This window comes from Streptomyces sp. HUAS 15-9 (assembly GCF_025642155.1).
In the GTDB taxonomy this organism is placed as follows: domain Bacteria; phylum Actinomycetota; class Actinomycetes; order Streptomycetales; family Streptomycetaceae; genus Streptomyces.
This window is the reverse complement of sequence record NZ_CP106798.1, coordinates 1818331-1841660: the sequence shown is the minus strand read 5'-3', so window position 1 is coordinate 1841660 and position 23330 is coordinate 1818331. Positions and strand designations below refer to the sequence as shown.

Sequence of the window (23330 nt, the reverse complement as noted above, 5' to 3'; positions counted from 1 at the left end):
TTGCTGCGGTGGGGGGTGCTGCCGCGGGGCGGCGGAGGTGTTGCCGCGGGAGTGTTACCGCGGTTCGTCGGGAAGTGCGTCCAGCGCCTTGGCGGCCCGCTCGGTGATCTCCTCCGGGGACCCGGAGACATCCACGGCGACGCCCGCCTCGTCCGGCTGGAGCGGCTGGAGCGTGGCGAACTGGGAGTCCAGCAGCGTGGCCGGCATGAAATGGCCCTGCCGGTGGGACATGCGGCCCTCGATGAGCTTCCGGTCGCCCGTGAGATGCACGAACACGATGCCGGGTGCCGTCGCCCTGAGCCGGTCGCGGTACGACCGCTTCAGCGCCGAGCTGCTGACCACCCCGCCGAGCCCGCGCCGCCCGTCCGCCCAGGCGCCGATGGCGTCGAGCCACGGCCACCTGTCCTCGTCGCCGAGCGGGATCCCGGCCGACATCTTGTCGATGTTGGCCTGCGGGTGGAAGTTGTCGCCCTCGGCGTACGGGACGCCGAGCCGGGCGGCGAGCAGGGGACCGATCGTGGTCTTGCCCGTGCCGGCGACGCCCATCACCACGACGACGTGCGGGGTACGCATCACTGCCTCGCTGTCTTCCTCGAGCTGTCTTCCTCGAGCTGTCTTCCTCGACAAGCGACGCCGGCGTCCGACATCCGGCGTCGGCCACACTGAAGCGCATTAGGTACGACGAATTCAAGAGTGTGTGATGTATAAGTCTGACTTTTTATCTCAGTGATCCACTCTGTACGCTGAGTGCATGAGCACACCGGGCCGGGGTCTGCACGGCCATGTACTGGACTCCCTCGGCCCCGCCATCACGGCGGGCGAGTACCCGCCGGGCAGCGTTCTGCGCACGGACGAGATGGCGCAGCAGTTCGAGGTGTCACGGTCGGTGATGCGCGAGGCGGTGCGTGTCCTGGAGTCCATGCACCTGGTCGAGTCCCGCCGCCGGGTGGGCGTGACGGTCCGCCCCAAGGCCGAGTGGAACGTCTACGACCCGCAGGTGATCCGCTGGCGTCTGGAGGGCGCCGACCGCCCGCACCAACTGCGCTCGCTGACGGTGCTGCGCTCGGCGGTCGAACCGGTCGCGGCGGGCCTCGCGGCGAAGAACGCGACGGCGGAGCAGTGCGCCCAGCTCACCGAGTGCGCGCTCGGCATGGTGGCCAACTCACGCGGCCACCGGCTCGCGGGCTACCTCGTCCACGACATCGCCTTCCACCGCGTCATCCTCGCCGCCTCCGGCAACGAGATGTTCGCCCGCCTCGGGGATGTCGTCGCCGAGGTCCTCACGGGCCGTACCCACCACGAGATCATGTTCGAGGACCCCGACCCGGCCGCCGTCACCCTGCACGTCCAGGTCGCGGAGGCGGTACGCGCGGGCGACGCGGCCCGCGCCGAGCAACTGACCCGGGAGATCACCACGGGCGCCCTCCAGGAACTGGACATCCTGGCGCCGTAGGCCTACTCGCCGAGGAACTCCCCGTCGACATACACCCACACCCCGTCGGCCCGCTCGAACCGGCTCCGCTCGTGCAGCGAGCCGCCCCGGTAGGACGCCCGGAAGGTCACGGTCCCACTGCTGTGAAAGGCCGACCCCTCCGTCGCACCCAGCACCTCAAGCCCGGTCCACGTCATGTCCGGGTCGAGATCCAACCGCGCCGGCCGGGTACGCGGATGCCAAGTCCGCAGCAGATACGCACGGTCCCCCTTCACGAAGGCGCTGTACCGCGACCGCATGAGCGCCTCGGCGGTCGGCGCGACCGCCCCACCGGAGTGATACCGGCCGCAACACTTCTCGTACGGTTCGGACAGACCACAGGGACAGGTGGACACGGGCTTCGTGGGGCGGGCGGTACGTCGGGACACGGCCCCTATTGTGCCGCGACGGAGAGCGGCAGGTCCGCGCGGACCTCGGGGCCCTTTGGACGGCTCCCCAGCCGTGCACGGGCCACGGTGGGTACCGGCCCCCGCCGGGGACATGTCTTCCTGCGTGGACGCCGCTCGGCCCCCCGGGCCCACTGGGACACCATGACTGCTCAACCCCCTGGGACAGCACCCCTGTTGGAGCGCACCCCAGCTCAGGCCGAGTCCGCCGTCCCCCGCTGTGCGGTCAAGGTCGGCAGCGGTGGCAGCGCCCCCCGGTGCAGCCACGCCTCGAACAGGCCGTCCAGGGGGTCGTCCGCGAAGCGGGCCACGTGTGCGCTGAACATCGGTGTGGACACCACCCCGTTGCGGTGCAGCCGTACCCAGCTGCGCAGCATCAGGAAGAACGCGTCGTCGCCCAGCGCGCAGCGCACCGCGTGGATCGCCAGGCCGCCGCGCTCGTAGAGCCGGTCGTCGAACATCGACTTGCGGCCCGGGTCGGCCAGCCGAAGGTCCTGCGGCAGCGTGGACAGCAACCGGTGGGCGGTCGCGGCGAGTTGCTGTGTACTGCGGCCGCCCGAACGCTCCGACCACAGCCATTCCGCGTACTTGGCGAAGCCCTCGTTCAGCCAGATGTGCCGCCAGTCGGCGATGGACAGACAGTTGCCGAACCACTGGTGCGCCAGCTCGTGCGCGACCAGCCGCTCCGAACCCCGCGCTCCGTCCACGTGGTTGGCGCCGAACAACGACAACCCCTGTGCCTCGACCGGCACATCGAGCTCCTCCTCGGTCACCGCGACCGCGTACTCGTCGAACGGGTACGGCCCGAACAGCTCCTGGAACAGCTCCATCATCGCGGGCTGCCGCGCGAAGTCCCGGGAGAACTCCGGGAGCAGCTGTGCCGGGATGTGCCCGTGCTGCGGCACCCCGCCCGGCCCCGGGTCGCCCAGCAGCACCGTCTGGTACTTGCCGATCGCCAGCCCGACCAGATAGCTCGACGTGGGCGCCGACTGCTCGTACACCCAGGTGGTCGTCGAGGCCTTCGTCGTACGGGTCAGCAGACGCCCGCCCGCGACCACCGAGTACGCCGACGGCGTGGTCACCGAGATGAGGTAGGACGCCTTGTCGGCGGGCCGGTCGTTGCACGGGTACCAGGACGGCGCCCCGATCGGCTGGCTCGCCACCAGCGCCCCGTCGTCCAGCTCCTCCCAGCCGATCCCGCCCCAGGGGCTGGGCACCGGCCTGGGGTTGCCCGACCAGTGCACCTCGACGGTGAAGGCGGCCCCGGCCCGCAGTGGCTTCACCGGACGGATCCGCAGCCGGCCGCCGCGGTGCGTGTAGTGCGGCTGCCGGCCGTCCACCCGCACCCGGCCGATCTTGAAGTCGGCCAGGTTCAGCTGGAATTCGGCGAGCGTCGAGCGCCCCGCGATGGCGTTGATCCGGGCCGTGCCGGCCAGCCGGTTGGGGCCGGGACGGTAGTCCAGCGTGAGTTCGTAGCGGTGCACCCGGTAGCGGGGGTCACCGTTGTCCGGGAAGTACGGGTCCCGGCCCACTGACTGCTGAACTGCCACTGCCGCGTTCGCTCCCTGCACTGTGCCACCACTCGACTTCGCCGGTGCACCGCCCACCGGCGCCGAGTGGCCCGCGTTCAGGGCCGCCATGCCTCGATCGGATTGCCGAGCCAGCGGGTGTCGTCCGGGACGGACTCCGCGGCCATGACGAGCGACGCGGGACCCAGCGTCGTACGGGCCCCGACCGTGCTGCCGGGCAGCACGATCCCGCCAGGGCCCAGCGTGGCGCCCTCACGGAGAACAACAGTATCCGTCCGCAAGATCCGGTCGTGGAAGAGGTGTGTCTGGAGCACGCAGCCACGATTGACGGTGGCGGCGTCCTCCAGGGTCACCAGGTCCGTCTCCGGCAGCCAGTAGCTCTCCACCCACACGCCCCTGCCGACCCGGGCGCCGAGCCCCCGCAGCCATGCCGTCATCAGCGGCGTGCCCGGCACGGATCCGGCCAGCCACGGCACGGCCACGACCTCGACGAACGTGTCCGCCAGCTCGTTGCGCCACACGAAGGAGCTCCACAGCGGATGCTCCCCGCTGCGGTGCCGCCCCACCAGCAGCCACTTCGCCACGATCGACACGACCGCCGCCGTCGCTCCGGCCGCGAGCAGTACGAGACCCGACAGCAGCGGGGCCCATGCCCCGAGCGCGCACAGCGCCGCCACCGTCAGCACGGCCAGCGCCGCCGAGCAGAACACCGGCACGATCCGGCAGAGCTCCACCAGCCCGCGCGCCCACAGCAGCCGGGCCGGCGGCTCGTACGTACGGCTCTGGTCGCCGTCGCTCGCGCTGCGCGGCAGCTTCACCGGCGGCAGCCCCAGGTACGAAGTGCCCTTCTTGGCCTTCTTCGGAGTCGCCGACAGCACACCGACCAGACCGCCGTCCGGCACGCTCCGCCCCGGCGCGGTCATCCCCGAGTTCCCGAGGAACGCCCGCCGCCCGATCTCCGCACGCCCGATCCGCACCCAGCCACCGCCGAGCTCGTACGGCGCCGTCAGCGTGTCGTCCGCCAGGAAGGCCCCGTCGCCGACGGTGGTCAGGCTCGGCAGGGCCAGCACGGTGGACACCTCGGCGCCCCGCCCGATCCGCATCCCCAGCAGCCGCAGCCACACCGGCGTCACCAGACCCGCGTACAGCGGGAACAGCGTCTCCCGGGACCGGTCCATCAGCTGCGTGACCGTCCACGCCTGCCAGCCGATCCGGCTGTGCGTCGGATGCGTTCCCTCGCGCAGACCCACACTGAGCAGCCGTACGGCGATCAGGATCTTCAGCGCGTACGCCAGCCCGAAGGCCAGCGTGGCCGGGACGAGCGCGAGCGCGGCCCCCCGCAGGGCCTCGCCGAGTCCGGCCCCGGGCGTCACGAACACACCGGCGACCAGCACCGCGGCCACCGCCGCCGACACCGGCAGGGCGCTCAGCGCGACGCCCGTGACGCCGTACATCACCCGCCAGTAGGTGCCCCGCTGCGGCCGTTCCTTGGGCCAGCTGCGCTTGGCCTTGCCGAGCTTGACCGCGGGCGCGCCGGCCCACCGCTGACCGGTGGGAATCTGCCCGGTGACGGCCGAACCGGGCGCCACCTCGGCCCGCTTGCCGACCCGCGCGCCCGGAAAGAGCATGCTGCGCGTCCCGACGACGGCGTGCGCACCCACCTTCACCGGCCCGACCTCCAGCCGGTCCCCGTCCAGCCAGTACCCGGACAGGTCCACCTCGGACTCCACGGCGGCACCCCGCCCCAGCTTGAGCATGCCGGTGACCGGGGGCAGCGAGTGCAGATCCACGTCCTGGCCGACCTTGGCACCCAGCGCCCGCGCGTACCGCTCCAGCCACGACCCGGTCAGCGTGGTCGCCCCGGTGAACTCGGCCAGCCGCTCGGCCGTCCACAGCCGCAGATGCGCGCTCCCGCCGCGCGGATACCGGCCGGGCCGCACACCCCGCAGCAGCAGCCGCGCCCCGCCCGCGGCGAGCGCGATCCGTCCCGGCGGGCTGAAGAGCAGCACGGCGCCCGCCGCGATCAGCCACCAGGGTGCGGTCGGCAGCCAGGAGTAGCCGGGCAGCAGGTTCCCGAGCGCGGCCAGGGCCACCGTCCAGCGCAGCCCGAGCAGGGTGTACAGGGGGACGAGCAGGAGGAGCTGGATGATCTGGGCGCGCACCGGGACCGGCGCGACCGTCCGCCGCGCGCCGTCGTCGTGCGCGGACGCCTCCAGGCGCCGGGCCAGCTTGCGCAGGGTGGGCTGCTGGTAGACGTCGAGGACGGCGGCGCTCGGGTAGCGGGTGCGCAGCCGGGTGGTGAGCTGGGCGGCGGCCAGGCTGCCGCCGCCGATCGCGAAGAAGTCGTCCGAGGCGCTGGTCACCGGGATGCCGAGGACCTCCGTCCACTGCTCGGCGAGCCAGGCCTCGGTGCCGTACAGCTGCTCGGTCTTCCCGCCGGTCTCCAGGCCATCCAGGGGCCACGGCAGGGCCGCCCGGTCGACCTTCCCGGACGTCCGGGTCGGCAGTTCGTCGACCGGGGCCAGCAGCGGGACCAGGGCGGCGGGCAGCTCGGCCCGGAGCTTCTCGACGGCGGCCGCGTGGTCCCAGCCGTCCTGGATGACGACATAGCCGACGAGGAGCTGGTTGCCGCCGCGGGCGGTGCGCACGGCGGCCGCGGCACCCGCGACACCCGGGAGCGCCTGCAGCGCGGCGTCCACCTCACCGAGCTCGATCCGGCGCCCGCCGAGCTTGATCTGCTCGTCGGCCCGCCCCAGGAAGATCAGCCCCTCGGGATCGGCCTTGACCAGGTCACCGCTGCGGTACGCGCGCTCCCAGCCCAGCGACTCGAGCGGCGCGTACTTCTCCGCGTCCTTCTCGGCGTCGAGGTACCGCGCGAGCCCCACCCCGCCGATGACCAGCTGCCCACTGCCGCCCATGGGCACGGGCTCCCCGGCCTCGTCGACGACGGCCAGCTCCCAGCCGCCCAGCGGCAGCCCGATCCGCACCGGCTCCTCGCCGGTCATCAGCGCCGCGCACGCCACGACGGTCGCCTCGGTGGGCCCGTAGGTGTTCCACACCTCGCGCCCCTCCGTGACCAGCCGCTGCACCAGCTCGGGCGGGCAGGCCTCACCGCCGAAGATCAGCAGGCGCACGTCGTTGAGGGTCTCCGGCTCCCACAGCGCGGCCAGCGTCGGCACCGTGGACACGACGGTGATCTCCTGCTCGACCAGCCAGGGACCGAGGTCGGCGCCACTCCTGACCTGCGAGCGGGGCACGGGCACCAGACAGGCGCCGTACCGCCAGGCCAGCCACATCTCCTCGCAGGACGCGTCGAAGGCGACCGACAGCCCCGCCATGACCCGGTCCCCGGGCCCGATGGGCTCCTCGACGAGGAACAGGGCCGCCTCGGCGTCCACGAAAGCGGTGGCACTGCGGTGCGTGACGGCGACGCCCTTGGGCTTGCCGGTGGACCCGGAGGTGAAAATGATCCACGCGTCGTGCTCGATGCCGGGGCGGGCGGCCGGGACCTCCGACGACCCGCCCACGGTGATCCGGTGCCCGGCCCCGATCACGGCCCGCACCCGCGCCTCTCCGAACACCAGCTCGGCCCGCTCGTCGGGGTCCTCGGCGTCGACGGGAACGTAGGCGGCACCGGCCGCGAGCACGGCCAGGACGGCGACGTACAGCTCATTGGTCCCGGACGGCACCCGCACGCCCACCCGGTCCCCGAGCCCGACGCCCGCCTCCGCGAGCCGCAGCCGCAGTCGCTCCACCTCGACGGCCAGCGCCCGGTAGGTGAGCTGCGTCGTCCCGTCGTCCAGGGCCGGCTCGTCCGGGTACGACCGTACGGATGCGTCGAACACGTCGACGAGCGTGCGCGGCGAGGCGGCCGCTCCCGCGGAGAAGCGTGCCGTGTCGCCGAACTGCTCGCGGATTTCCTCGTCGAGCAGGCCGAGGGCGCTGCCCTCTTGTATGGCTGCCATCCGGTCCTCGCGTCTAGTTCCCGGAAGCCTCCGGGGCGCTGGCGGGCCCGCAGGTCTGCCTGGGGTTGTCCGGCTCCAGCTCGGTAACAAGCCGGAAATATTAGTACGACGCTATGCTCCACCCCTTCGTCCGGCCACTTGGTGCAGCCGTCCGGGGGAGGCCGTGGGCGCGGGCGCGCGCCTGTGACCTGGAGATCCGTGCGAGGGACGAGAGATGGCCCACATCCGTGCAGGCCGCGTGCGGAACTGGCGCCGCGAACCGCCCAGTTGACCGAGCGCGGTGCGCCCCGGACGGATGGCGGGCAGTCAGAAACCGTCGGGGGAAGGGACCGGAGGGAAAGCCTGAGGGCCCCTGCTGAGCAGAGGCCCTCGCTGGTGTCCGAGGGGGGACTTGAACCCCCACGCCCGATAAAGGGCACTAGCACCTCAAGCTAGCGCGTCTGCCATTCCGCCACCCGGACAAGGTGTCTGTCGTGCGGGGGTTTCCCTCGCGGCGACGAAGGAAACATTACCAGGCTTTCGGGGGTGGCCGATCACGCCCGGTCCCCGGGCCCGTGTCCGCGTGAACGGCCTGTGACGGACCGGGTCCGGTCTTGGGGCGGGCGCGGGGGGAGAGGGAGGATGAGGGGGACCGACCAGCAGTGACAGTGGGAGGAATCGGCGTGAGCGAGACGGACACGGCCAGAGGCGTCACCGGCGAGGACGAGGTCGTGGACCTCTGCCGCGAGCTGATCCAGATCGACACCAGCAACTACGGAGACCACTCCGGCCCCGGCGAACGCAAGGCCGCCGAGTACGTGGCCGAGAAGCTCGCCGAGGTGGGTCTCGAACCGAGGATCTTCGAGTCGCACCCGGGGCGTGCCTCGACCGTGGCCCGTATCGAGGGCGAGGACCCGTCGCGGCCCGCGCTGCTGATCCACGGCCACCTCGACGTCGTACCGGCCAACGCCGACGACTGGACCCACCACCCGTTCTCCGGCGAGGTCGCGGACGGATGCGTGTGGGGACGCGGTGCCGTCGACATGAAGGACATGGACGCCATGACGCTGGCCGTCGTGCGCGACCGGCTGCGCAGTGGGCGCCGGCCGCCCCGGGACATCGTGCTCGCGTTCCTCGCGGACGAGGAGGCGGGCGGCACGTACGGCGCCCGGTGGCTGGTCGACAACCATCCCGACCTCTTCGACGGTGCCACCGAGGCCATCAGCGAGGTCGGCGGGTTCTCGTTCACCGTGAACGAGCAGCGGCGCCTCTATCTGATCCAGACGGCCGAGAAGGGCATGCACTGGATGAAGCTGACCGTGGCCGGCACGGCCGGGCACGGGTCGATGATCCACCGGGACAACGCGATCACCGAGCTGTCCGAGGCGGTCGCGCGCGTGGGGCGGCACAAGTTCCCGGTGCGGGTCACCAAGACCACCCGTGCCTTCCTCGACGAGCTCGGCGACGCGCTCGGCACCGAGCTCGACCCGGAGGACATGGAGTCCACCCTCGCCAGGCTGGGCGGCATCGCCAAGCTCATCGGCGCGACCCTGAGCAACACGGCCAACCCCACGCAGCTGAACGCCGGCTACAAGGTCAACGTCATCCCGGGCGAGGCCACCGCCAACATCGACGGCAGGTTCCTGCCCGGGTTCGAGGAGGAGTTCCTCGCCGACCTCGACCGGGTCCTCGGCCCGAAGGTCAAGCGCGAGGACGTGCACTCCGACAAGGCCCTGGAGACCACGTTCGAAGGGGCGCTCGTCGAGGCCATGCAGTCCGCGCTGCTCGCCGAGGACCCGGCGGCCAAGGCGATCCCGTACATGCTCTCGGGCGGTACGGACGCCAAGTCCTTCGACGACCTCGGCATCCGCGGCTTCGGCTTCGCGCCGCTGAAGCTGCCGCCGGAGCTGGACTTCGCGGGCATGTTCCACGGCGTCGACGAGCGGGTGCCGGTGGACGGGCTCCAGTTCGGTGTGCGAGTGCTCGACCGGTTCATCGACGCGTCCTGAAAAGGCCCGCCGAATCGAAACTCCCGACACCCCGATAATCGGCCACCTGTGCGGAGGTGACTGAGAAGGGTGAATGTGACCATAGGCTCGTAGCTCCATTACTCCCTCCTCGTTACTGGTGATGCGATCAGCTACTTGGGATCGCTTTGCCAACAAGGAGGAACAATGCTCAAGAAGGTCGTCGCCGCCGCGGCTGCCACTGGTGGTCTGGTGCTCGCGGGTGCGGGCCTCGCCGTCGCCGACTCCGGCGCCCAGGGTGCGGCCGTGCACTCCCCGGGTGTCGTTTCCGGCAACGTCATCCAGGCACCGGTGCACGTCCCGGTGAACGTCTGCGGCAACACGATCTCGGTGATCGGGCTGCTCAACCCCACCTTCGGCAACACCTGCGTCAACCACTGACGACGACTCCCCGAGGGGCGTCCTTCCGTCGGCCCCGGAGCGCGCGCCATGCGCTCCGGGGCCGAACGGCCTTTTCGCGCTGAATTCATCGGGGAATTCGCCGTGCCAATTCAGCGCAGGAAATCCGTAGTAGGAACGAAATTCGTAGCAGGAACGAAGGCAGGGGGGAATCACCCATGCGACTGGGCACCCGTAAGGGCCTGATGACCGTGGCTGCGGCCACCGGAGTTCTCGCCGCGGCGGGCGGCTACGCCCACGCCGACTCGGGCGCGAGCGGCTCCGCTTCGAACTCGCCGGGCGTGCTGTCCGGCAACACCGTGCAGGCGCCGGTGCACGTGCCGGTGAACATCTGCGGCAACACCGTGAACGTCGTCGGACTCCTCAACCCGTCCGTGGGCAACAAGTGCGCCGACCAGGGCGGCTCCGGTGATCACGGCGGCTCGCACGCGGGCGGACACACCTCGGGCTCGCCCGGCGTCGGCTCGGGCAACACCGTGCAGGCGCCGATCGACGTGCCGGTCAATGTGTGCGGCAACAGCGTCAATGTCGTGGGGGCCGGCAACGCGGCCGTGGGCAACGACTGCGCCAATGGCGGCTCCGGGGGCGGACACCCCAGCCAGCCGCCCGGCGGGGGGCACGGAACGCCTCCAGGGGGCGGCCACGGTACGCCGCCGCCCGGTCAGCCCGGCAACCCTGGCCAGCCCGGCAACCCTGGACACCCCGGTCAGCCGGGAACGCCCGGTCACCCGGGCCAGCCCGGTACGCCCGGTCACCCCGGTACGCCGGGCCACCTGGGCACACCGCCCACCAAGGGCCACGGCACCCCCGGCGGCTCCTCGCACACCGGCCCGCGGGGGGCGAGTTCCGTCGTCGCCCACCTGCCGTCCGGTGCCGCGCAGCTCGCCCACACCGGCAGTGACCTGCCGATCGGCATCGTGCTGCCGGTGGGCGCGGGGGCTCTGCTCGCCGGAGCCGTGATGTACCGCAAGGCCCGCGCCTCGGCATAGCGCACCAGCACGGGACAGGACCGGAACCCGGGAAAACGGAGCGGGCCCCGCCGAAGCGGGGCCCGCTCCGTTCAGGTGCCCTGGCTCACCACGTGGCGCGCACCTGGCGGATGATCCGTCGGCGCAACCGCACCCTGCGGCTGCCGTCGCGCATCAGGCTCAGTCGGTCCAACTCCCAGTGTCCGTACTCGGCATGGTCCGTCAGCAGACGCGTCGCCTCCTTGCGGGAGACCCCGCGCGGTACGTACACGTCGACAAATTCGTATTCCGGCATCGCATCTATTGTGCGGGCTGGGGCCCGGTACGGATAGCGTCTGCACTATGTCTGATGCTGCGCAGCCCACCGCTGCCGAGGTACGCGCCGCCGCCGAGGCGGTCAAGACCGCGCTCGACCGTCACCTGGCCGCGGTCGAACGCAGGTCGGGGGAGGACGACCCCGCTGTCTACGAGGCGTTCAACGAGCTGGCCGCGGCCGCGGAGGCGTACGACGAACTGCTCTACGACCGCTATGACGAGGTCACGCCCTTCGAGATCCCCGGCACGGAAGACACGCTGCCGCCGTACGCGGGTCCCGAGGAACCGAGCGCGATCAGTGTGCTGATCCGCCGCGACTACTCCGTCGCGGAACCGCAGCGACTGCTCGCGCAGGCCGAGCGGGTCGAGGCGGTGGAGTACGCGGACGGCGCGGACACGGAGGCCTCCGGCACGGTGCACGGGGCGCTGGGGGTCCTGTTCGGGGAGTTCGAACCGGACGAGATCGCCTCCCGGCACAAGGAGTTCGGGCTGGAGGAGGGCGACGCCACGCTGTGGGTGACCGCCGCGGACGAACCGGCCGACCCCGGTGAGTGGCTGGAGGCGCCCTTCGAGCAGGTCGACCCGCAGCGGGTGGTCTGCCGCTTCGACGTCAGCGCGGTCTTCGACGAGGAGATCGACGACGAGATCGACGACATGGCCGGGGACGACGATCTCGAGGACGAGCTCGACCTGGACGGCGACGAGGACTTGGAGCCGTTGGACGCGGATCGCTGATCCGTCGATCACCGATCCCGCGTCACCGACTGTGCATCACCGGTTGCAGATCGCTGATGCGCGGGGCGTTGCCGGACCGGCGCCGACGCCGAGGCCGGTCCGGCACCGCCGGAGTGCTCAACCGGACGCCGGAACCTGGGCCTTCAGCAGGGCCGGCAGCCGCGTCGTGCGCGGCTTGGCCGGGGTCTCGGCGACCGCTCTCGGCAGCGCCTGCTCCACACCGTGGACCACGGACAGATGGCGGGCCGCCCGGCTGAACGCCGTGTACACCCAGGGCCGGCTCAGGGCCTGCGCGGCGTCACCGGGCAGCACCACGACCACCGCGGGCCAGCGGCCGCCCACGGCCTGGTGCGCGGTCAGCGCCCACCCATGGCGCACGGACTGCTCCACCCGCTCCCTCGGTACGACCACGGGGGCGCCCGAGCACGACAGGTGCAGCCCCTCGGCGTCGGCCTTCACCACCGAACCCGGCAACGTGCGCCCCGGCGCGGGGGAGTAGGCGATCCGGTCACCCGGGTCGAAGCCGCCGAAGCGGCCCGGCCCCGGGTTGAGCCGCTCCTTGAGCGCCGTGTTGAGCGCACGGGTGCCCGCGGCCCCGCCGTGCCCCGGGGTGATCACCACCGTGTGCTCGGCCGGTACGCCGATGGCCCGCGGCACGGAATCCGCGACCAGCTGCACGGTCCGGTGCACCGCCTCGCCCGCGTCCCGCACCGGCACGATGACGATCTCCTTGCCGGGCGCCTCAACCTGGTGGAGCTCGCCGATGCCGATGCCGGAGACCAGCTCGCCGAGGGGGCCGGGATCGGGCACGCGCGAGGCGACCTGTGGGCATGCCCGCGCCGCCAGCAGGTCCGCGAACACCCGCCCGGGCCCGGCCGACCAGAGCACGGCGGGATCCCCGGCCAGCACCAGCCGGGCACCGTCGGGCAGCGACTCGACGAGCAGGGCCGCCGTCTCCACGTCCAGCTGGGGCGCGTCGAGCACGATCAGCAGGTCGAGGTCGAGCGCACCGTCCGCGTCCCGCCCGGGACCCTCGGCGCCGGACAGCAGCCCCGCCACGGTGGCCGTCCCGCCGCCGGACGGTCCGCCCTGCGCGCCGAACCCGGCCGCCAGGGCCGTGAAGTCGTCCCGTCCGCCGTCGGTGTGCGCTGCCGCCCAGGCGCGCAGCCCGATACCGGACGCCTCGTGCAGCAGGCGCGCCGGGTCGACGAGGGACGCGTGTCCGCCCGTGTGCAGCACCAGCCCGTGCGCCGCGACCGCCCGGATCAGCTCGCTCACGGAGCCCCCGGCACCGGCGGCGGCCCGCTCCCAGGCCTCGCCCGGACCGTTCTCCTTGGGCACGGAGTTGAGCAGGCGGGCCAGGCCGTCGGCGAGGCTCTCCTCGGCGAGCGCGTACCGCTCCAGGCCGACCAGGACACGGACGGGCCGCTCCTCGCCGTCCTCCCCTTCGTCCTCCCGGGGTTCCGGCCGGACCGGGGCTCCCGGCTCGTCCAGGGCGTCCTGGAAGACCAGGGCCTCGCCCTCCGCGAGGGCACTTTGCACGGCGGCGTCGGGATCCGGCACGCCCCGCTGGGCCAGCGCGGCGGTGAGCACGGGCAGTTCCAGGGCGGTGTGCCCGGCCAGGGCCGCCTGCTCCAGGAGCCAGCCGGTCACCGCCCGGCCGCGCCGCTCGTCGTCCGGGCCGCACTCCGCGCCGAGCAGCGCCCGCGCGAACCCGTCGGTCTGCTCCGGCCGCACACCGGCGACCTTCAGGAGCTGCCAAGGGTCGTCCCGCAGCTGTGCGTCCGCACCTTCGCCGAGGGCCGCCGCGGCCTGAGACGCGAGCGTGTCGGGCGCACCGCCGTCGGCCAGCACACGGCGTACGGCGTCGACGGCTTCCGGCGCGGGGGCGGGCGCGGTGAATGCGGGGGCCCGGTCGGCGGCCGGTGCGGCGGGCTGCGGTCGGCGCGCGGGTTCCGGTGATGCCGGTCTGCGCGGGGCGGGAGCCGGTTCGGCGAAGACCGCGGACGCCGGCTTCTCGCCGCTCTCCACCGCCCGTACGGCCGCGAGCAGATCGGCCGCCTTGCCGCTGAGCTTGGTGCCGGCGGCGACCGGCCCCTTCTTCTCGGCCTTGCGGCGCTCGATCCGCTCCCGTTCGACCTGCTGAGCCGCCAGCTCGGCTTCCGCCTCGGACCGTTCGGGCGCGGCGGCGGCCTCCGACTGCTCCGGCCGGGCCTCCTCTGCGGCATCCGAGGCCGGTGGGCCGGCGGCGGTTTCGCTCTCCACGGCGTCCGGGACGTCCGGGGGCCCCGGTTCGGCTTCGTCCGGTGTCTCCGGCTCCGTGCTCACAGCGTGCTCCAGTCGTGATCGGGATAGCGGTGCAGGGGCGCCGACACATCGTCCAGCGCCCGGCAGATCTCGTCAGGAAGACTAAGGGCCTCCACTGACAATGCCGCCGTGAGCTGCTGTGCGTTGCGCACGCCGACGATCGGGGCGGCCACGCCGGGCCGGTCGCGCACCCACGCGAGGGCCACCTGGAGCGGCGTCACCGCCAGCCCGTCCGCCGCCGTCGTCACCGCGTCCACGATGCGGGTCGCGGTGTCGTCGAGATACGGCGCCACGAAGGGCGCCAGATGCTCCGAGGCACCGCGCGAGTCCGGCGGAGTGGCGTGGCGGTACTTGCCGGTCAGCACACCACGGCCGAGCGGCGAGGAGGGCAGCAGGCCGACGCCCAGGTCGAGGGCGGCGGGCAGCACCTCGCGCTCCACGCCGCGCTGGAGCAGCGAGTACTCCATCTGCGTGCTGGCCAGCCGGGTGCGCGTGCCCGGCGCCGCGAGCTGCCAGGTCGCCGCCTTGGCGAGCTGCCAGCCGCAGAAGTTGGACACTCCGGCATAGCGGGCCCGGCCGCTGCTCACCGCGAGGTCGAGAGCCTGGAGGGTCTCCTCCATCGGGGTGTCCGGGTCGAACGCGTGCACGTGCCAGATGTCGACGTGGTCCGTGCCGAGACGGGCGAGGGAGGCGTCCAGCGCGGCGAGCAGATGACCGCGCGATCCGTCGAAGCGGCGGTCCGGGTCCGGTACGCTCCCCGCCTTCGTCGAGATGACCAGGTCCCGGCGCGGCACGAGCCCTTCCATGAGCTGCCCGAGCAGATACTCGGCCTCTCCGTCGCCGTACACGTCCGCGGTGTCGACGAGGGTCCCGCCCGCCTCCCAGAACGCCTTCAGCATGTCAGCGGCGTCGTGCTCGTCGGTGTCCCGGCCCCAGGTGAGGGTGCCGAGCCCGATCCGGGACACGCGCAGGCCGGTCCGGCCGAGATGCCTCTGCTCCATGAACGCCGAGATTACTGGCCAGAGGTGATGGATTGGGTTACCTGTGGACAACCGATTTCCCCGCGCGGAACGGGGCGGGTTTCCCCGCGCGGACCGGGGCAGGATTCCCGCGCGGACCGGGGCCGGGACGACCGCCGCGCCCACCGAAGGCGGCACCCTCTGCCGATGGAGGGCCCGCCGCGCTAGTGTCTCCGGCACAGGGACATTACTGATCAGTAAGGGGATGCGGTCATGCAGCTCGGGATCAACCTCGGCTACTGGGGCGCCGGGATGGACGCGGACAACCTCGCCGTGGCCCAGGAGGCGGACCGGCTCGGGTACGCCGTGTGCTGGGCCGCCGAGGCCTATGGCTCCGACGCGCCCACGGTGCTCTCCTTCGTCGCCGCGCGCACCGAGCGCATCGACGTGGGCTCCGCCATCATGCAGATCCCCGCCCGCCAGCCCGCGATGACCGCGATGACCGCCGCGACGCTCGACTCGCTGTCCGGGGGACGCTTCCGGCTCGGCCTCGGTGTCTCGGGACCGCAGGTCTCCGAGGGCTGGTACGGCGTCAAGTTCGACAAGCCGCTGGCGCGGACGCGGGAGTACGTCGAGATCGTACGCAAGGCCATGACGCGCGAGCGCCTGTCGTACGAGGGCGAGCACTGGACGCTGCCGCTGCCCGGCGGCCCCGGCAAGCCGATCAAGCTGACCGTCCATCCGCAGCGCGAGCACATCCCGCTCTACATCGCCGCCATCGGCCCCAGGAACCTCGAGCAGACCGGTGAGATCGCCGACGGCGCGCTGCTGATCTTCCCCTCGGCCGAGCACCTCGAGGACACGGCCATGAAGTACCTGCGCGCGGGCCGGGAGAAGGCGGGCCTGACCCTCGACGGGTTCGACGTCTGCCCCACGCTTCCGCTCGCCGTCGGCGACGACAAGGACGTGACCCGGCTCGCCGACACCTTCCGCCCCTACACCGCGCTGTACGTCGGCGGCATGGGCAGCCGCAAGCAGAACTTCTACAACCAGCTCGCCCAGCGCATGGGCTACGAGAAGGAAGCCGCCGAGGTCCAGGACAGGTACCTCTCCGGTGACAAGCAGGGCGCCGCGGCCGCCGTACCGCACGAGCTGATCGACCAGACCACGCTGCTCGGCTCCGTGGACCGCATCGCCGACCGTATGAAGGCCTACGCCGAGGCCGGGGTCACCACCCTCACCCTCGCCCCCGCGGGCTTCACGCTCGACGAGCGGATCGCCTCCCTCCGCGCCGGCAGCGAGGCCGCAGAGCGCGCCGGACTGGTGTGACGGCGACCGGCTCGGAAATGCCATGCAGGGGTAAAGTAGACGTAAAGGGAGCGTAACGCCCGAAGGGGATTTTCAGCGGCCGTGGTGGGGGCTCGGGGGTCTTCCCCGCCACGGCCGTCACGGGGAACAACGCGCCCGGGCCCCCGCGGTTACGCCCCCGGTACGACACCGGTGCTCCTTCTTTCGGCGCACTTGTCCGACGCAGCTGTTGCAATGCCTCCGGTGCCGCAATTGACTCGTTCTTTGCGGAACCTGCGGAAATCAGCGGAATCCGCGCGTCCTGCGGAGAGGTGTCCACGATGCTTTCGGCCAAGAGTCTGTTCCAGGAGATCCTCGACAACGACGAGTCCTTCCGGCTCTTCTGCTCCATCGCGGCCAGCGGGGAATCCCAGGGCGGCTGGGAGAACGCCCGGATCGCCGCGCTGGTGCCGCAGACCGAACGCGAACTCGCCCCCAAGATCGCCCGCCACGGTGCGGACGAGGACAAGCACGGGCGGATCTTCAACGCCCTGCTGAAGAAGCGCGGACTGCGGCCCGTCCCCGTCCCGCCCGACACCGACTACACCATGCTCCTCGAACGGCACGGCATCGGCCTCGCCCACGAGAAGCTCACCGCCGACAAGCCACTGACCGTGCAGGACATCGTCACCTACCTCGCCCACAGCCGGGTCACCGAGCAGCGGGCCTCCGAGCAGATGGACCTGCTGCGCAGGCACTTCGCCGACCACCCGGACATCGGCCGCGCGGTGCGGGTTATCTCCCAGGACGAGGACAACCACCTCGCCTACTGCCACGAGGAACTGCTCCGCTTCGCCCGCGCCGGCCACGGCCGCGCCATCCAGCGGACCCTGCGTGAGTGCGCGCTGGCCGAGATCCGGATCTACCGGGACGTCAGCCTCGCGGTCATGGCCCACATGGGGCGCATCCTGCGCTGGCCGAGATCCAGGTCCCTGGTGCTCACGGCCGGCATCCACGCCGTGTACGCGTGGGAGCGGCTCGCGGGCTGGCGGCGCATGGTCTCCCTGCGGATGCCCGAGCGGCGCAACGCCCTCGGCGGGCCCGCGACCACCGCCGCGGAGTTCGCCTGAGGCCGCGTCACAGCCAGCCGCGCCGCTTGAACAGGCGGTAAAGCGCGACCTCCAGCGCGATCACCGCCACGATCACCGTCGGATACGACCACAGCCAGTGCAGCTCGGGCATGTGGTCGAAGTTCATGCCGTAGATCCCCGCGATCATCGTGGGGACCGCGGCCATCGCCGCCCACGCCGAGATCTTCCGCATGTCGTCGTTCTGCCGGACGCTCATCTGCGCCAGATACGCCGACAGGACGTCCGACACCAGCCGGTCCAGCCCCTCCACCGACTCGTTCACCCGGGTGAGGTGGTCGTTGACGTCCCGGAAGAACGGGCGCGCCTTCTCGTGCACGAACGGCACCGCCGCGCCGGAGGCGCCCACCCCCGCGAGCCTGCCCATGGCCACCGCCAGCGGCACCGTCGCCCGGCGGAACTCCAGGACCTGCCGCTTGAAGGCATAGATCCGCGACGCCGTGTGCCGCGAGCCGCCGAACGACGGCGAGAACACCTCGGCCTCCAACTCCTCCAGATCGGTGCCCAGTTCGGTGGCCACCTCCAGATAGTGGTCCACGATCGCGTCGGCGATCGAGTAGAGCACCCCGGTCGTACCGTGCCGCAGCATCTCGTGCTGCTCCTCCAGGTGGCGCCGGATCGTCCCGAGCGGCGAGCCCTCGCCGTGGCGCACCGTCACCACGAACGAGTCGCCGAGGAAGAGCATCAGCTCGCCGGAGGTCACCCGGTCGCTCTTCGGCTCGTACGTCACCGGCTTCAGCACCACGAACAGCGAGTCGTCGTACACCTCCAGCTTGGGCCGCTGGTGCGCCTTCAGGGCGTCCTCCACGGCCAGCGGATGGAGCCCGAACTCCTCGGTGACCAGGTCGAACTCGTTCTCCGTCGGCTCGTACAGACCGATCCAGAGGAAGCTGTCACCCCGGGCACGCGCCTCGGCGAGGGCGTCGGAGAAGTCGTCGGGACCCTCCATACGGTTTCCGTCGCGGTAGATGGCGCAGTCGACGATCACGGAGCGTATTCTCCCTTCATCCGCCCGTCTGCGCACTCCGGTGTGCGCCTACCCTGGGCCGCATGCCCACCCTGATCCTCGTAAGGCACGGACGATCCACCGCCAACACCGCGGGCGTGCTCGCCGGCTGGACACCGGGTGTCGCCCTCGACGAGCGCGGGGCCGCCCAGGCCGCGGCGCTGCCCGGGCGGCTGGCCGAACTGCCGGTCGCCGAGGTCGTCACCAGCCCGCTGCAGCGCTGCCAGGAGACGATCCAGCCCCTCCTCGACACCCGGCCGGGACTGCGCGCGCACACCGACGAGCGGATCGGGGAGTGCCACTACGGCGAGTGGTCCGGCCGCAAGCTCGCCGAGCTCAAGGACGAGCCGCTGATGCAGGTGGTGCAGGCCCACCCGTCGGCGGCCGCGTTCCCCGGCGGGGAGTCCATGCGGGCGATGCAGACCCGCGCCGCCGAGGCCGTACGTGAGTGGAACGCGCGCGTGGAGCGCGAGCACGGCGCCGACGCCGTGTACGTCATGTGTTCGCACGGCGACATCATCAAGTCCCTCGTGGCGGACGCCCTCGGCCTTCATCTCGACCTCTTCCAGCGGATCTCCGTCGAACCGTGTTCCATCACCGCGATCCGCTACACCCGCCTCAGGCCCTTTCTCGTTCGTCTCGGAGACACCGGGGATTTCGCCTCCCTTGCCCCGCGCGAGGAACCCCCTGGAGAAGACGCACCGGTCGGGGGTGGTGCGGGCGCACCGTGATCGTCGGCCGCAGTAGGGTGAAGCGATCCACTCATCCGCGTGCGCGCACGAACCTCCACGCAACCCCGATTGCCGCACTCTCGATTCACGCACTCTCGATTCCAATGGAGACAGGACGTGTCCCGTCAGGTATTCCTCTACGACCCGCCGGACCGCTTCGTGGCCGGCACGGTCGGACTGCCCGGGCGCCGTACGTTCTTCCTCCAGGCCACCGCCGGCCCCCGGGTGACCAGCGTGGTCCTGGAGAAGACCCAGGTCGCCGCGCTCGCCGAGCGCATGGACGAGCTGCTCGACGAGGTCGTACGCCGTAGTGGCGGCAACGCAGCCGTCCCCGCCGTGGCGCCCACCGAGGTCGCCGACGCGGCTCCGCTGGACGCCCCCATCGAGGAGGAGTTCCGCGTCGGCACCATGGCCCTGGCCTGGGACGGCGAGGAACAGCGCATGATCGTCGAGGCCCAGGCGCTCGTCGAACTGGACGCCGACACCGACGAGGACCTCGCGGAGGCCGAGGAGCGGCTGCTCCAGGACGAGGAGAACGGACCCCCGATGCTGCGGGTCCGGCTCACCGGCGCGCAGGCCAGGGCCTTCGCCAAACGCGCCCTCGACGTCGTCAACGCCGGGCGGCCGCCGTGCCCGCTGTGCAGCCTCCCGCTCGATCCGGAAGGACACGTATGTCCGCGCCAGAACGGATACCGCCGCGGAGCGTGACCGCCGCCGAACTGCTCACCCAAGGTGAGCTGAAGGTGCGCGGCCGTATCCGCGAGGCGTCCAACGCGGCGCTGTTCTGCACGGTCGCGATCGACGGGCAGGAAGCTTCCTGCGTGTACAAGCCGATCGCCGGGGAACGCCCGCTGTGGGACTTCCCCGACGGCACCCTGGCCGAGCGCGAGGTGGCCGCCTACGAGGTCTCCGAGGCCACCGGCTGGGGGCTCGTGCCGGCCACCGTGCTGCGCGACGGGCCGTACGGCGAGGGCATGTGCCAGCTGTGGATCGAGGCGGCCCCCGAGGCCGAACTGCTCGCCCTGGTGGACCGCGAGGAGCCGGGGCCGGGCTGGAAGGCGATCGGCTTCGCCGAGGTGGGGGAGGGCCGGACCGCGCTGCTGGTGCACGCCGACGACGAGCGGCTGCGCCGGCTCTCCGTCCTTGACGCGGTGATCAACAACGCCGACCGCAAGGGCGGCCATCTGCTGCCCACCGCCGACGGACAGCTGTACGGCATCGACCACGGGGTCACCTTCAACGCCGAGAACAAGCTGCGGACCCTGCTGTGGGGCTGGGCGGGGGAGCCGCTCACCCCCGAGGCGGTCGGCGTCCTGAAGGACATCGAGGACGCCCTGGCCGACGGCGGCCCGCTCGCTGCGCGGCTGTCCGGGCTGATCACCGCCACGGAGCTGGCGGCCACACGCGCCCGTGTCGGGGCGCTGCTCACGTCCGGAACACACCCCGAGCCGAGCGGGGAGTGGCCGGCAATCCCCTGGCCGCCTGTGTAGCACCGGGGCGGCGCGCCGGCAGCACCGGCAGGCCGCACCGGTAGTACTGGGACGGCAGACCGGTAGCACAGGGGTGGCGCACCGGCCGGACCGGGAGGGCGCATCGGGCGGACCGGGATGACGTACCGGACGACCGGGAAGGTTCACCAGCCGGACCGGGAAGGCACACCGGCTGGGCCAGGAAGGTGTGCCGTCCGGCCGGGACGGGCGGCCCGGCCGGACCGGGAAGGCGCATAGGGCGACTGGGATGGCGTATCGGACGACCGGGAGGGCGCAGCGGCCGGACTGGGAGGGCGCATCCGGCGACTGCGATGGCGCACCGGCCGGGCCGGGAAGGTGTGCCGTCCGGCCGGGACGGGCGGCCCGGCCGGACCGGGAAGGCGCATAGGGCGACTGGGATGGCGTATCGGACGACCGGGAGGGCGCAGGGGCCGGACTGGGAGGGCGCATCCGGCGACTGCGATGGCGCACCGGCCGGGCCGGGAAGGCGTACCGGGCGACTGGGATGGGGCACCGGCCGGACCGGGAAGGCGCACCGGCCGGACCGGGAGGGCGCAGCGGCAGTACCGGGAGCGCACACCGGCCGGGCCAGGAAGGTGTACCGGGTGGCCGGGAAGGCGCACCGGCCGGACCGGGAAGGTGCACTGGCAGTACCGGGATGGCACCGATAGCACCGGGAGGCGCACCGGGCGACCGGTACGGCACACCAGGCGGTGGATTGCAAGATCGCCTTTCCGGCCGTCCGGCCGGTCCGGTTCGTATACCGAACTTCTGGCCGGTTAGGCTCATGTACATGCATGCCTGGCCCGCTTCCGAGGTCCCCGCCCTGTCTGGTCAGGGCCGCGACCTGAGGATCCACGACACCGCGACCGGCGGCCTCGTCACCCTCGACCCCGGTCCTGTCGCCCGTATCTACGTCTGCGGCATCACCCCGTACGACGCGACCCACATGGGTCACGCGGCGACCTACAACGCGTTCGACCTGGTTCAGCGCGTGTGGCTCGACACCAAGCGGCAGGTTCACTACGTCCAGAACGTGACGGACGTCGACGATCCGCTGCTGGAGCGCGCGGAGCGGGACGGCCTCGACTGGGTCGCCCTCGCCGAGAAGGAGACGGCCCTGTTCCGCGAGGACATGGCCGCTCTGCGGATGCTCCCGCCGCGGCACTACATAGGCGCCGTCGAGGCGATACCCGGCATCGTGCCGCTCGTGGAGCGGCTGCGCGACCTCGGCGCCGCCTACGATCTCGAGGGCGACATCTACTTCTCCGTCGAGTCCGACCCGCACTTCGGCGAGGTCTCGAACCTCGACGCCGCGGCCATGCGGCTGCTGTCCGCCGAGCGCGGTGGCGACCCGGACCGTCCGGGCAAGAAGAACCCGCTCGACCCGATCCTGTGGATGGCCGTCCGCGAGGGCGAGCCCAGCTGGGACGGCGGCACGCTCGGCCCGGGCCGCCCCGGCTGGCACATCGAGTGCGTCGCCATCGCCCTGGACCACCTCGGCATGGGCTTCGACGTCCAGGGCGGCGGCTCCGACCTGGCCTTCCCGCACCACGAGATGGGTGCCTCGCACGCCCAGGTGCTGACCGGCGAGTTCCCCATGGCCAAGGCGTACGTCCACGCCGGCATGGTCGCCCTGCACGGCGAGAAGATGTCCAAGTCCAAGGGCAACCTCGTCTTCGTCTCGCGGCTGCGCCGCGACGGCGTCGCCCCCGCCGCCATCCGGCTCGCCCTCCTCGCCCACCACTACCGGGCCGACTGGGAGTGGACCGACCAGGTCCTGGCCGACGCGGTGGCCCGGCACGGCCGCTGGCGCGCCGCCGTCGCCCGGCCCGACGGCCCGCCCGCCGACGCCCTCGTCGAGGAGATCCGCGAGGCCCTCGCGAACGACCTGGACGCCCCGGCCGCGCTGGCCGCCGTGGACCGGTGGGTGGCGCTCCAGGAAGAGCGCGGCGGCACGGACCCCGGTGCCCCCGGCGTCGTGTCGCGTGCCGTGGACGCCCTGCTGGGCGTGGTGCTCTGACCAGCCGGAAGGGGCGCTTCCTCCACCGAGGAAGCGCCCCTTCGTCTATGCGTGGGTCAGCGCCGGCCGCGCACGGATCAGAGCTTCTGCACCCGCACACTGCGCAGGATCGCCGGTGAGGTGCTGTCCCAGACGCCGATCACCTGGTGACCGCGGGCGAACGCCTCCTGGATCTCCCGGTGTGCCTGCTGGGTCGGATTGTTGAGGACCCGGAAGCCGTCCTGGAAGCGGAGGAAGATCTGCTGCGGCTGACCGGGCAGCGGCTGCACGATGTCGATGAAGCCGTTGGCGATGCCGGCCTGCAGCACCTGCGCCGAGACCTGCTGGATCGCGGCCTGCGTCACCTGCTGGAGTTGCTGCTGCATCTGCTGCTCGCCGGGCACCTGCGGCTGCCCGAGCTGCTGCATCAGCTGCTGGTACGGCTGCTGCTGCCCGAGCTGCTGGAGCTGCTCCAGCGAACTGCCCAGCCCGTACGTGCCCATGCCGTACGGCTGCTGCTGGGGCGAGGTGGTCGGGAACTGCTGTCCCATGGGGCTCATCTGCGGGGTGGTGCTCATGAGGTGTCACCTTCCCTTGATGGACAT

General features: G+C 72.0%; 20 protein-coding genes and 1 tRNA gene. 11 read left to right on the top strand and 10 right to left on the bottom strand.

Annotation, left to right across the window (positions count from 1 at the left end):
• Positions 1–54: 54 nt before the first annotated feature.
• Positions 55–573 (bottom strand): gluconokinase, encoded by a 519-nt coding sequence (locus N8I87_RS08390; protein WP_263206942.1) that lies wholly within the window; start codon positions 571–573, stop codon positions 55–57.
• 178 nt (positions 574–751) lie between these two features.
• Between N8I87_RS08390 and N8I87_RS08385 the strand changes: the two genes are divergently transcribed.
• Positions 752–1453 (top strand): FadR/GntR family transcriptional regulator, encoded by a 702-nt coding sequence (locus N8I87_RS08385; protein WP_263206940.1) that lies wholly within the window; start codon positions 752–754, stop codon positions 1451–1453.
• 2 nt (positions 1454–1455) lie between these two features.
• Here the strand turns inward: N8I87_RS08385 and N8I87_RS08380 are convergent, their stop codons facing one another.
• From N8I87_RS08380 to N8I87_RS08365, 4 genes are all read right to left on the bottom strand, one after another.
• Positions 1456–1860, bottom strand: coding sequence for a YchJ family protein (locus tag N8I87_RS08380; protein ID WP_263206939.1), 405 nt, complete (start codon positions 1858–1860; stop codon positions 1456–1458).
• A gap of 212 nt (positions 1861–2072) precedes the next feature.
• Positions 2073–3428: a M1 family metallopeptidase gene (locus N8I87_RS08375; protein WP_263206938.1), complete on the bottom strand. Its 1356-nt coding sequence runs from the start codon at positions 3426–3428 to the stop codon at positions 2073–2075.
• A gap of 77 nt (positions 3429–3505) precedes the next feature.
• Positions 3506–7372, bottom strand: coding sequence for a Pls/PosA family non-ribosomal peptide synthetase (locus N8I87_RS08370; protein ID WP_263206936.1), 3867 nt, complete (start codon positions 7370–7372; stop codon positions 3506–3508).
• A gap of 373 nt (positions 7373–7745) precedes the next feature.
• Positions 7746–7833 (bottom strand) — tRNA-Leu (locus N8I87_RS08365).
• A 201-nt stretch (positions 7834–8034) separates the two neighbouring features.
• On the opposite strand from N8I87_RS08365, the gene N8I87_RS08360 reads away from it, so the two are divergent.
• The 3 genes from N8I87_RS08360 to N8I87_RS43970 all read left to right on the top strand — a co-directional run bounded on the left by N8I87_RS08360 (position 8035) and on the right by N8I87_RS43970 (position 10766).
• Positions 8035–9360, top strand: a complete 1326-nt coding sequence (locus N8I87_RS08360; protein WP_263206935.1) for a M20/M25/M40 family metallo-hydrolase — start codon at positions 8035–8037, stop codon at positions 9358–9360.
• 165 nt (positions 9361–9525) lie between these two features.
• Positions 9526–9759: a chaplin ChpH gene (gene chpH / locus N8I87_RS08355; RefSeq protein ID WP_263206933.1), complete on the top strand. Its 234-nt coding sequence runs from the start codon at positions 9526–9528 to the stop codon at positions 9757–9759.
• 176 nt (positions 9760–9935) lie between these two features.
• Positions 9936–10766 carry a chaplin gene (locus N8I87_RS43970; protein WP_317633451.1) on the top strand — a complete coding sequence of 277 codons (831 nt, stop codon included), beginning with the start codon at positions 9936–9938 and terminating at the stop codon, positions 10764–10766.
• 85 nt (positions 10767–10851) lie between these two features.
• Here the strand turns inward: N8I87_RS43970 and N8I87_RS08340 are convergent, their stop codons facing one another.
• On the bottom strand, positions 10852–11040 hold the full coding sequence (locus N8I87_RS08340; protein WP_046732800.1) for a DUF5703 family protein: 189 nt from the start codon (positions 11038–11040) through the stop codon (positions 10852–10854).
• Between the two features lie 47 nt (positions 11041–11087).
• Between N8I87_RS08340 and N8I87_RS08335 the strand changes: the two genes are divergently transcribed.
• Entirely contained in the window at positions 11088–11795 is a 708-nt protein-coding gene (locus tag N8I87_RS08335; protein ID WP_263206927.1) for a hypothetical protein, read from the top strand.
• 117 nt (positions 11796–11912) lie between these two features.
• Here the strand turns inward: N8I87_RS08335 and N8I87_RS08330 are convergent, their stop codons facing one another.
• Both N8I87_RS08330 and N8I87_RS08325 read right to left on the bottom strand, forming a co-directional pair.
• The gene (locus N8I87_RS08330; RefSeq protein WP_263206925.1) at positions 11913–14123 is read right to left on the bottom strand and encodes an ATP-binding domain-containing protein; all 2211 of its coding nucleotides are present in this window, start codon (positions 14121–14123) and stop codon (positions 11913–11915) included.
• Complete coding sequence (locus N8I87_RS08325; RefSeq protein WP_263206923.1) at positions 14120–15103, bottom strand: aldo/keto reductase; 984 nt, start codon at positions 15101–15103, stop codon at positions 14120–14122. The genes N8I87_RS08330 and N8I87_RS08325 overlap by 4 nt, the downstream gene beginning before the upstream one ends.
• Positions 15104–15334: 231 nt before the next feature.
• Here N8I87_RS08325 and N8I87_RS08320 point away from each other — a divergent pair, with 231 nt between their 5' ends.
• Both N8I87_RS08320 and N8I87_RS08315 read left to right on the top strand, forming a co-directional pair.
• A complete protein-coding gene (locus tag N8I87_RS08320) occupies positions 15335–16390 on the top strand; it encodes an LLM class F420-dependent oxidoreductase (RefSeq protein ID WP_263206922.1) in 1056 nt (351 codons plus the stop codon).
• Between the two features lie 299 nt (positions 16391–16689).
• Positions 16690–17478, top strand: coding sequence for a ferritin-like domain-containing protein (locus N8I87_RS08315; RefSeq protein WP_263206920.1), 789 nt, complete (start codon positions 16690–16692; stop codon positions 17476–17478).
• Between the two features lie 7 nt (positions 17479–17485).
• Here the strand turns inward: N8I87_RS08315 and corA are convergent, their stop codons facing one another.
• Positions 17486–18484, bottom strand: a complete 999-nt coding sequence (gene corA, locus N8I87_RS08310) for a magnesium/cobalt transporter CorA (protein WP_263206918.1) — start codon at positions 18482–18484, stop codon at positions 17486–17488.
• A gap of 62 nt (positions 18485–18546) precedes the next feature.
• Here corA and N8I87_RS08305 point away from each other — a divergent pair, with 62 nt between their 5' ends.
• The 4 genes from N8I87_RS08305 (at position 18547) to mshC (ending at position 22746) form a co-directional block, all read left to right on the top strand.
• Entirely contained in the window at positions 18547–19233 is a 687-nt protein-coding gene (locus N8I87_RS08305) for a histidine phosphatase family protein (RefSeq protein WP_263206916.1), read from the top strand.
• A gap of 117 nt (positions 19234–19350) precedes the next feature.
• Entirely contained in the window at positions 19351–19941 is a 591-nt protein-coding gene (locus tag N8I87_RS08300; protein ID WP_263206914.1) for a DUF3090 domain-containing protein, read from the top strand.
• Positions 19905–20723 (top strand): SCO1664 family protein, encoded by an 819-nt coding sequence (locus tag N8I87_RS08295; protein ID WP_263206912.1) that lies wholly within the window; start codon positions 19905–19907, stop codon positions 20721–20723. The genes N8I87_RS08300 and N8I87_RS08295 overlap by 37 nt, the downstream gene beginning before the upstream one ends.
• A 793-nt stretch (positions 20724–21516) precedes the next feature.
• Entirely contained in the window at positions 21517–22746 is a 1230-nt protein-coding gene (gene mshC, locus N8I87_RS08290) for a cysteine--1-D-myo-inosityl 2-amino-2-deoxy-alpha-D-glucopyranoside ligase (RefSeq protein WP_263206910.1), read from the top strand.
• Between the two features lie 77 nt (positions 22747–22823).
• Here mshC and N8I87_RS08285 read toward each other — a convergent pair whose 3' ends face one another.
• Positions 22824–23303 carry a hypothetical protein gene (locus N8I87_RS08285; protein WP_263206908.1) on the bottom strand — a complete coding sequence of 160 codons (480 nt, stop codon included), beginning with the start codon at positions 23301–23303 and terminating at the stop codon, positions 22824–22826.
• Between the last annotated feature and the right edge of the window lie 27 nt (positions 23304–23330).

Coding starts and splice junctions, on each gene's coding strand:
- N8I87_RS08390 (WP_263206942.1), bottom strand. CDS start 573: ATGCGTACCCCGCACGTCGTCGTGGTGATGGGCGTCGCCGGCACGGGC.
- N8I87_RS08385 (WP_263206940.1), top strand. CDS start 752: ATGAGCACACCGGGCCGGGGTCTGCACGGCCATGTACTGGACTCCCTC.
- N8I87_RS08370 (WP_263206936.1), bottom strand. CDS start 7,372: ATGGCAGCCATACAAGAGGGCAGCGCCCTCGGCCTGCTCGACGAGGAA.
- chpH (WP_263206933.1), top strand. CDS start 9,526: ATGCTCAAGAAGGTCGTCGCCGCCGCGGCTGCCACTGGTGGTCTGGTG.
- N8I87_RS43970 (WP_317633451.1), top strand. CDS start 9,936: ATGCGACTGGGCACCCGTAAGGGCCTGATGACCGTGGCTGCGGCCACC.
- N8I87_RS08340 (WP_046732800.1), bottom strand. CDS start 11,040: ATGCCGGAATACGAATTTGTCGACGTGTACGTACCGCGCGGGGTCTCC.
- N8I87_RS08335 (WP_263206927.1), top strand. CDS start 11,088: ATGTCTGATGCTGCGCAGCCCACCGCTGCCGAGGTACGCGCCGCCGCC.
- N8I87_RS08325 (WP_263206923.1), bottom strand. CDS start 15,103: ATGGAGCAGAGGCATCTCGGCCGGACCGGCCTGCGCGTGTCCCGGATC.
- N8I87_RS08320 (WP_263206922.1), top strand. CDS start 15,335: ATGCAGCTCGGGATCAACCTCGGCTACTGGGGCGCCGGGATGGACGCG.
- N8I87_RS08315 (WP_263206920.1), top strand. CDS start 16,690: ATGCTTTCGGCCAAGAGTCTGTTCCAGGAGATCCTCGACAACGACGAG.
- N8I87_RS08305 (WP_263206916.1), top strand. CDS start 18,547: ATGCCCACCCTGATCCTCGTAAGGCACGGACGATCCACCGCCAACACC.
- N8I87_RS08295 (WP_263206912.1), top strand. CDS start 19,905: ATGTCCGCGCCAGAACGGATACCGCCGCGGAGCGTGACCGCCGCCGAA.
- mshC (WP_263206910.1), top strand. CDS start 21,517: ATGCATGCCTGGCCCGCTTCCGAGGTCCCCGCCCTGTCTGGTCAGGGC.
- N8I87_RS08285 (WP_263206908.1), bottom strand. CDS start 23,303: ATGAGCACCACCCCGCAGATGAGCCCCATGGGACAGCAGTTCCCGACC.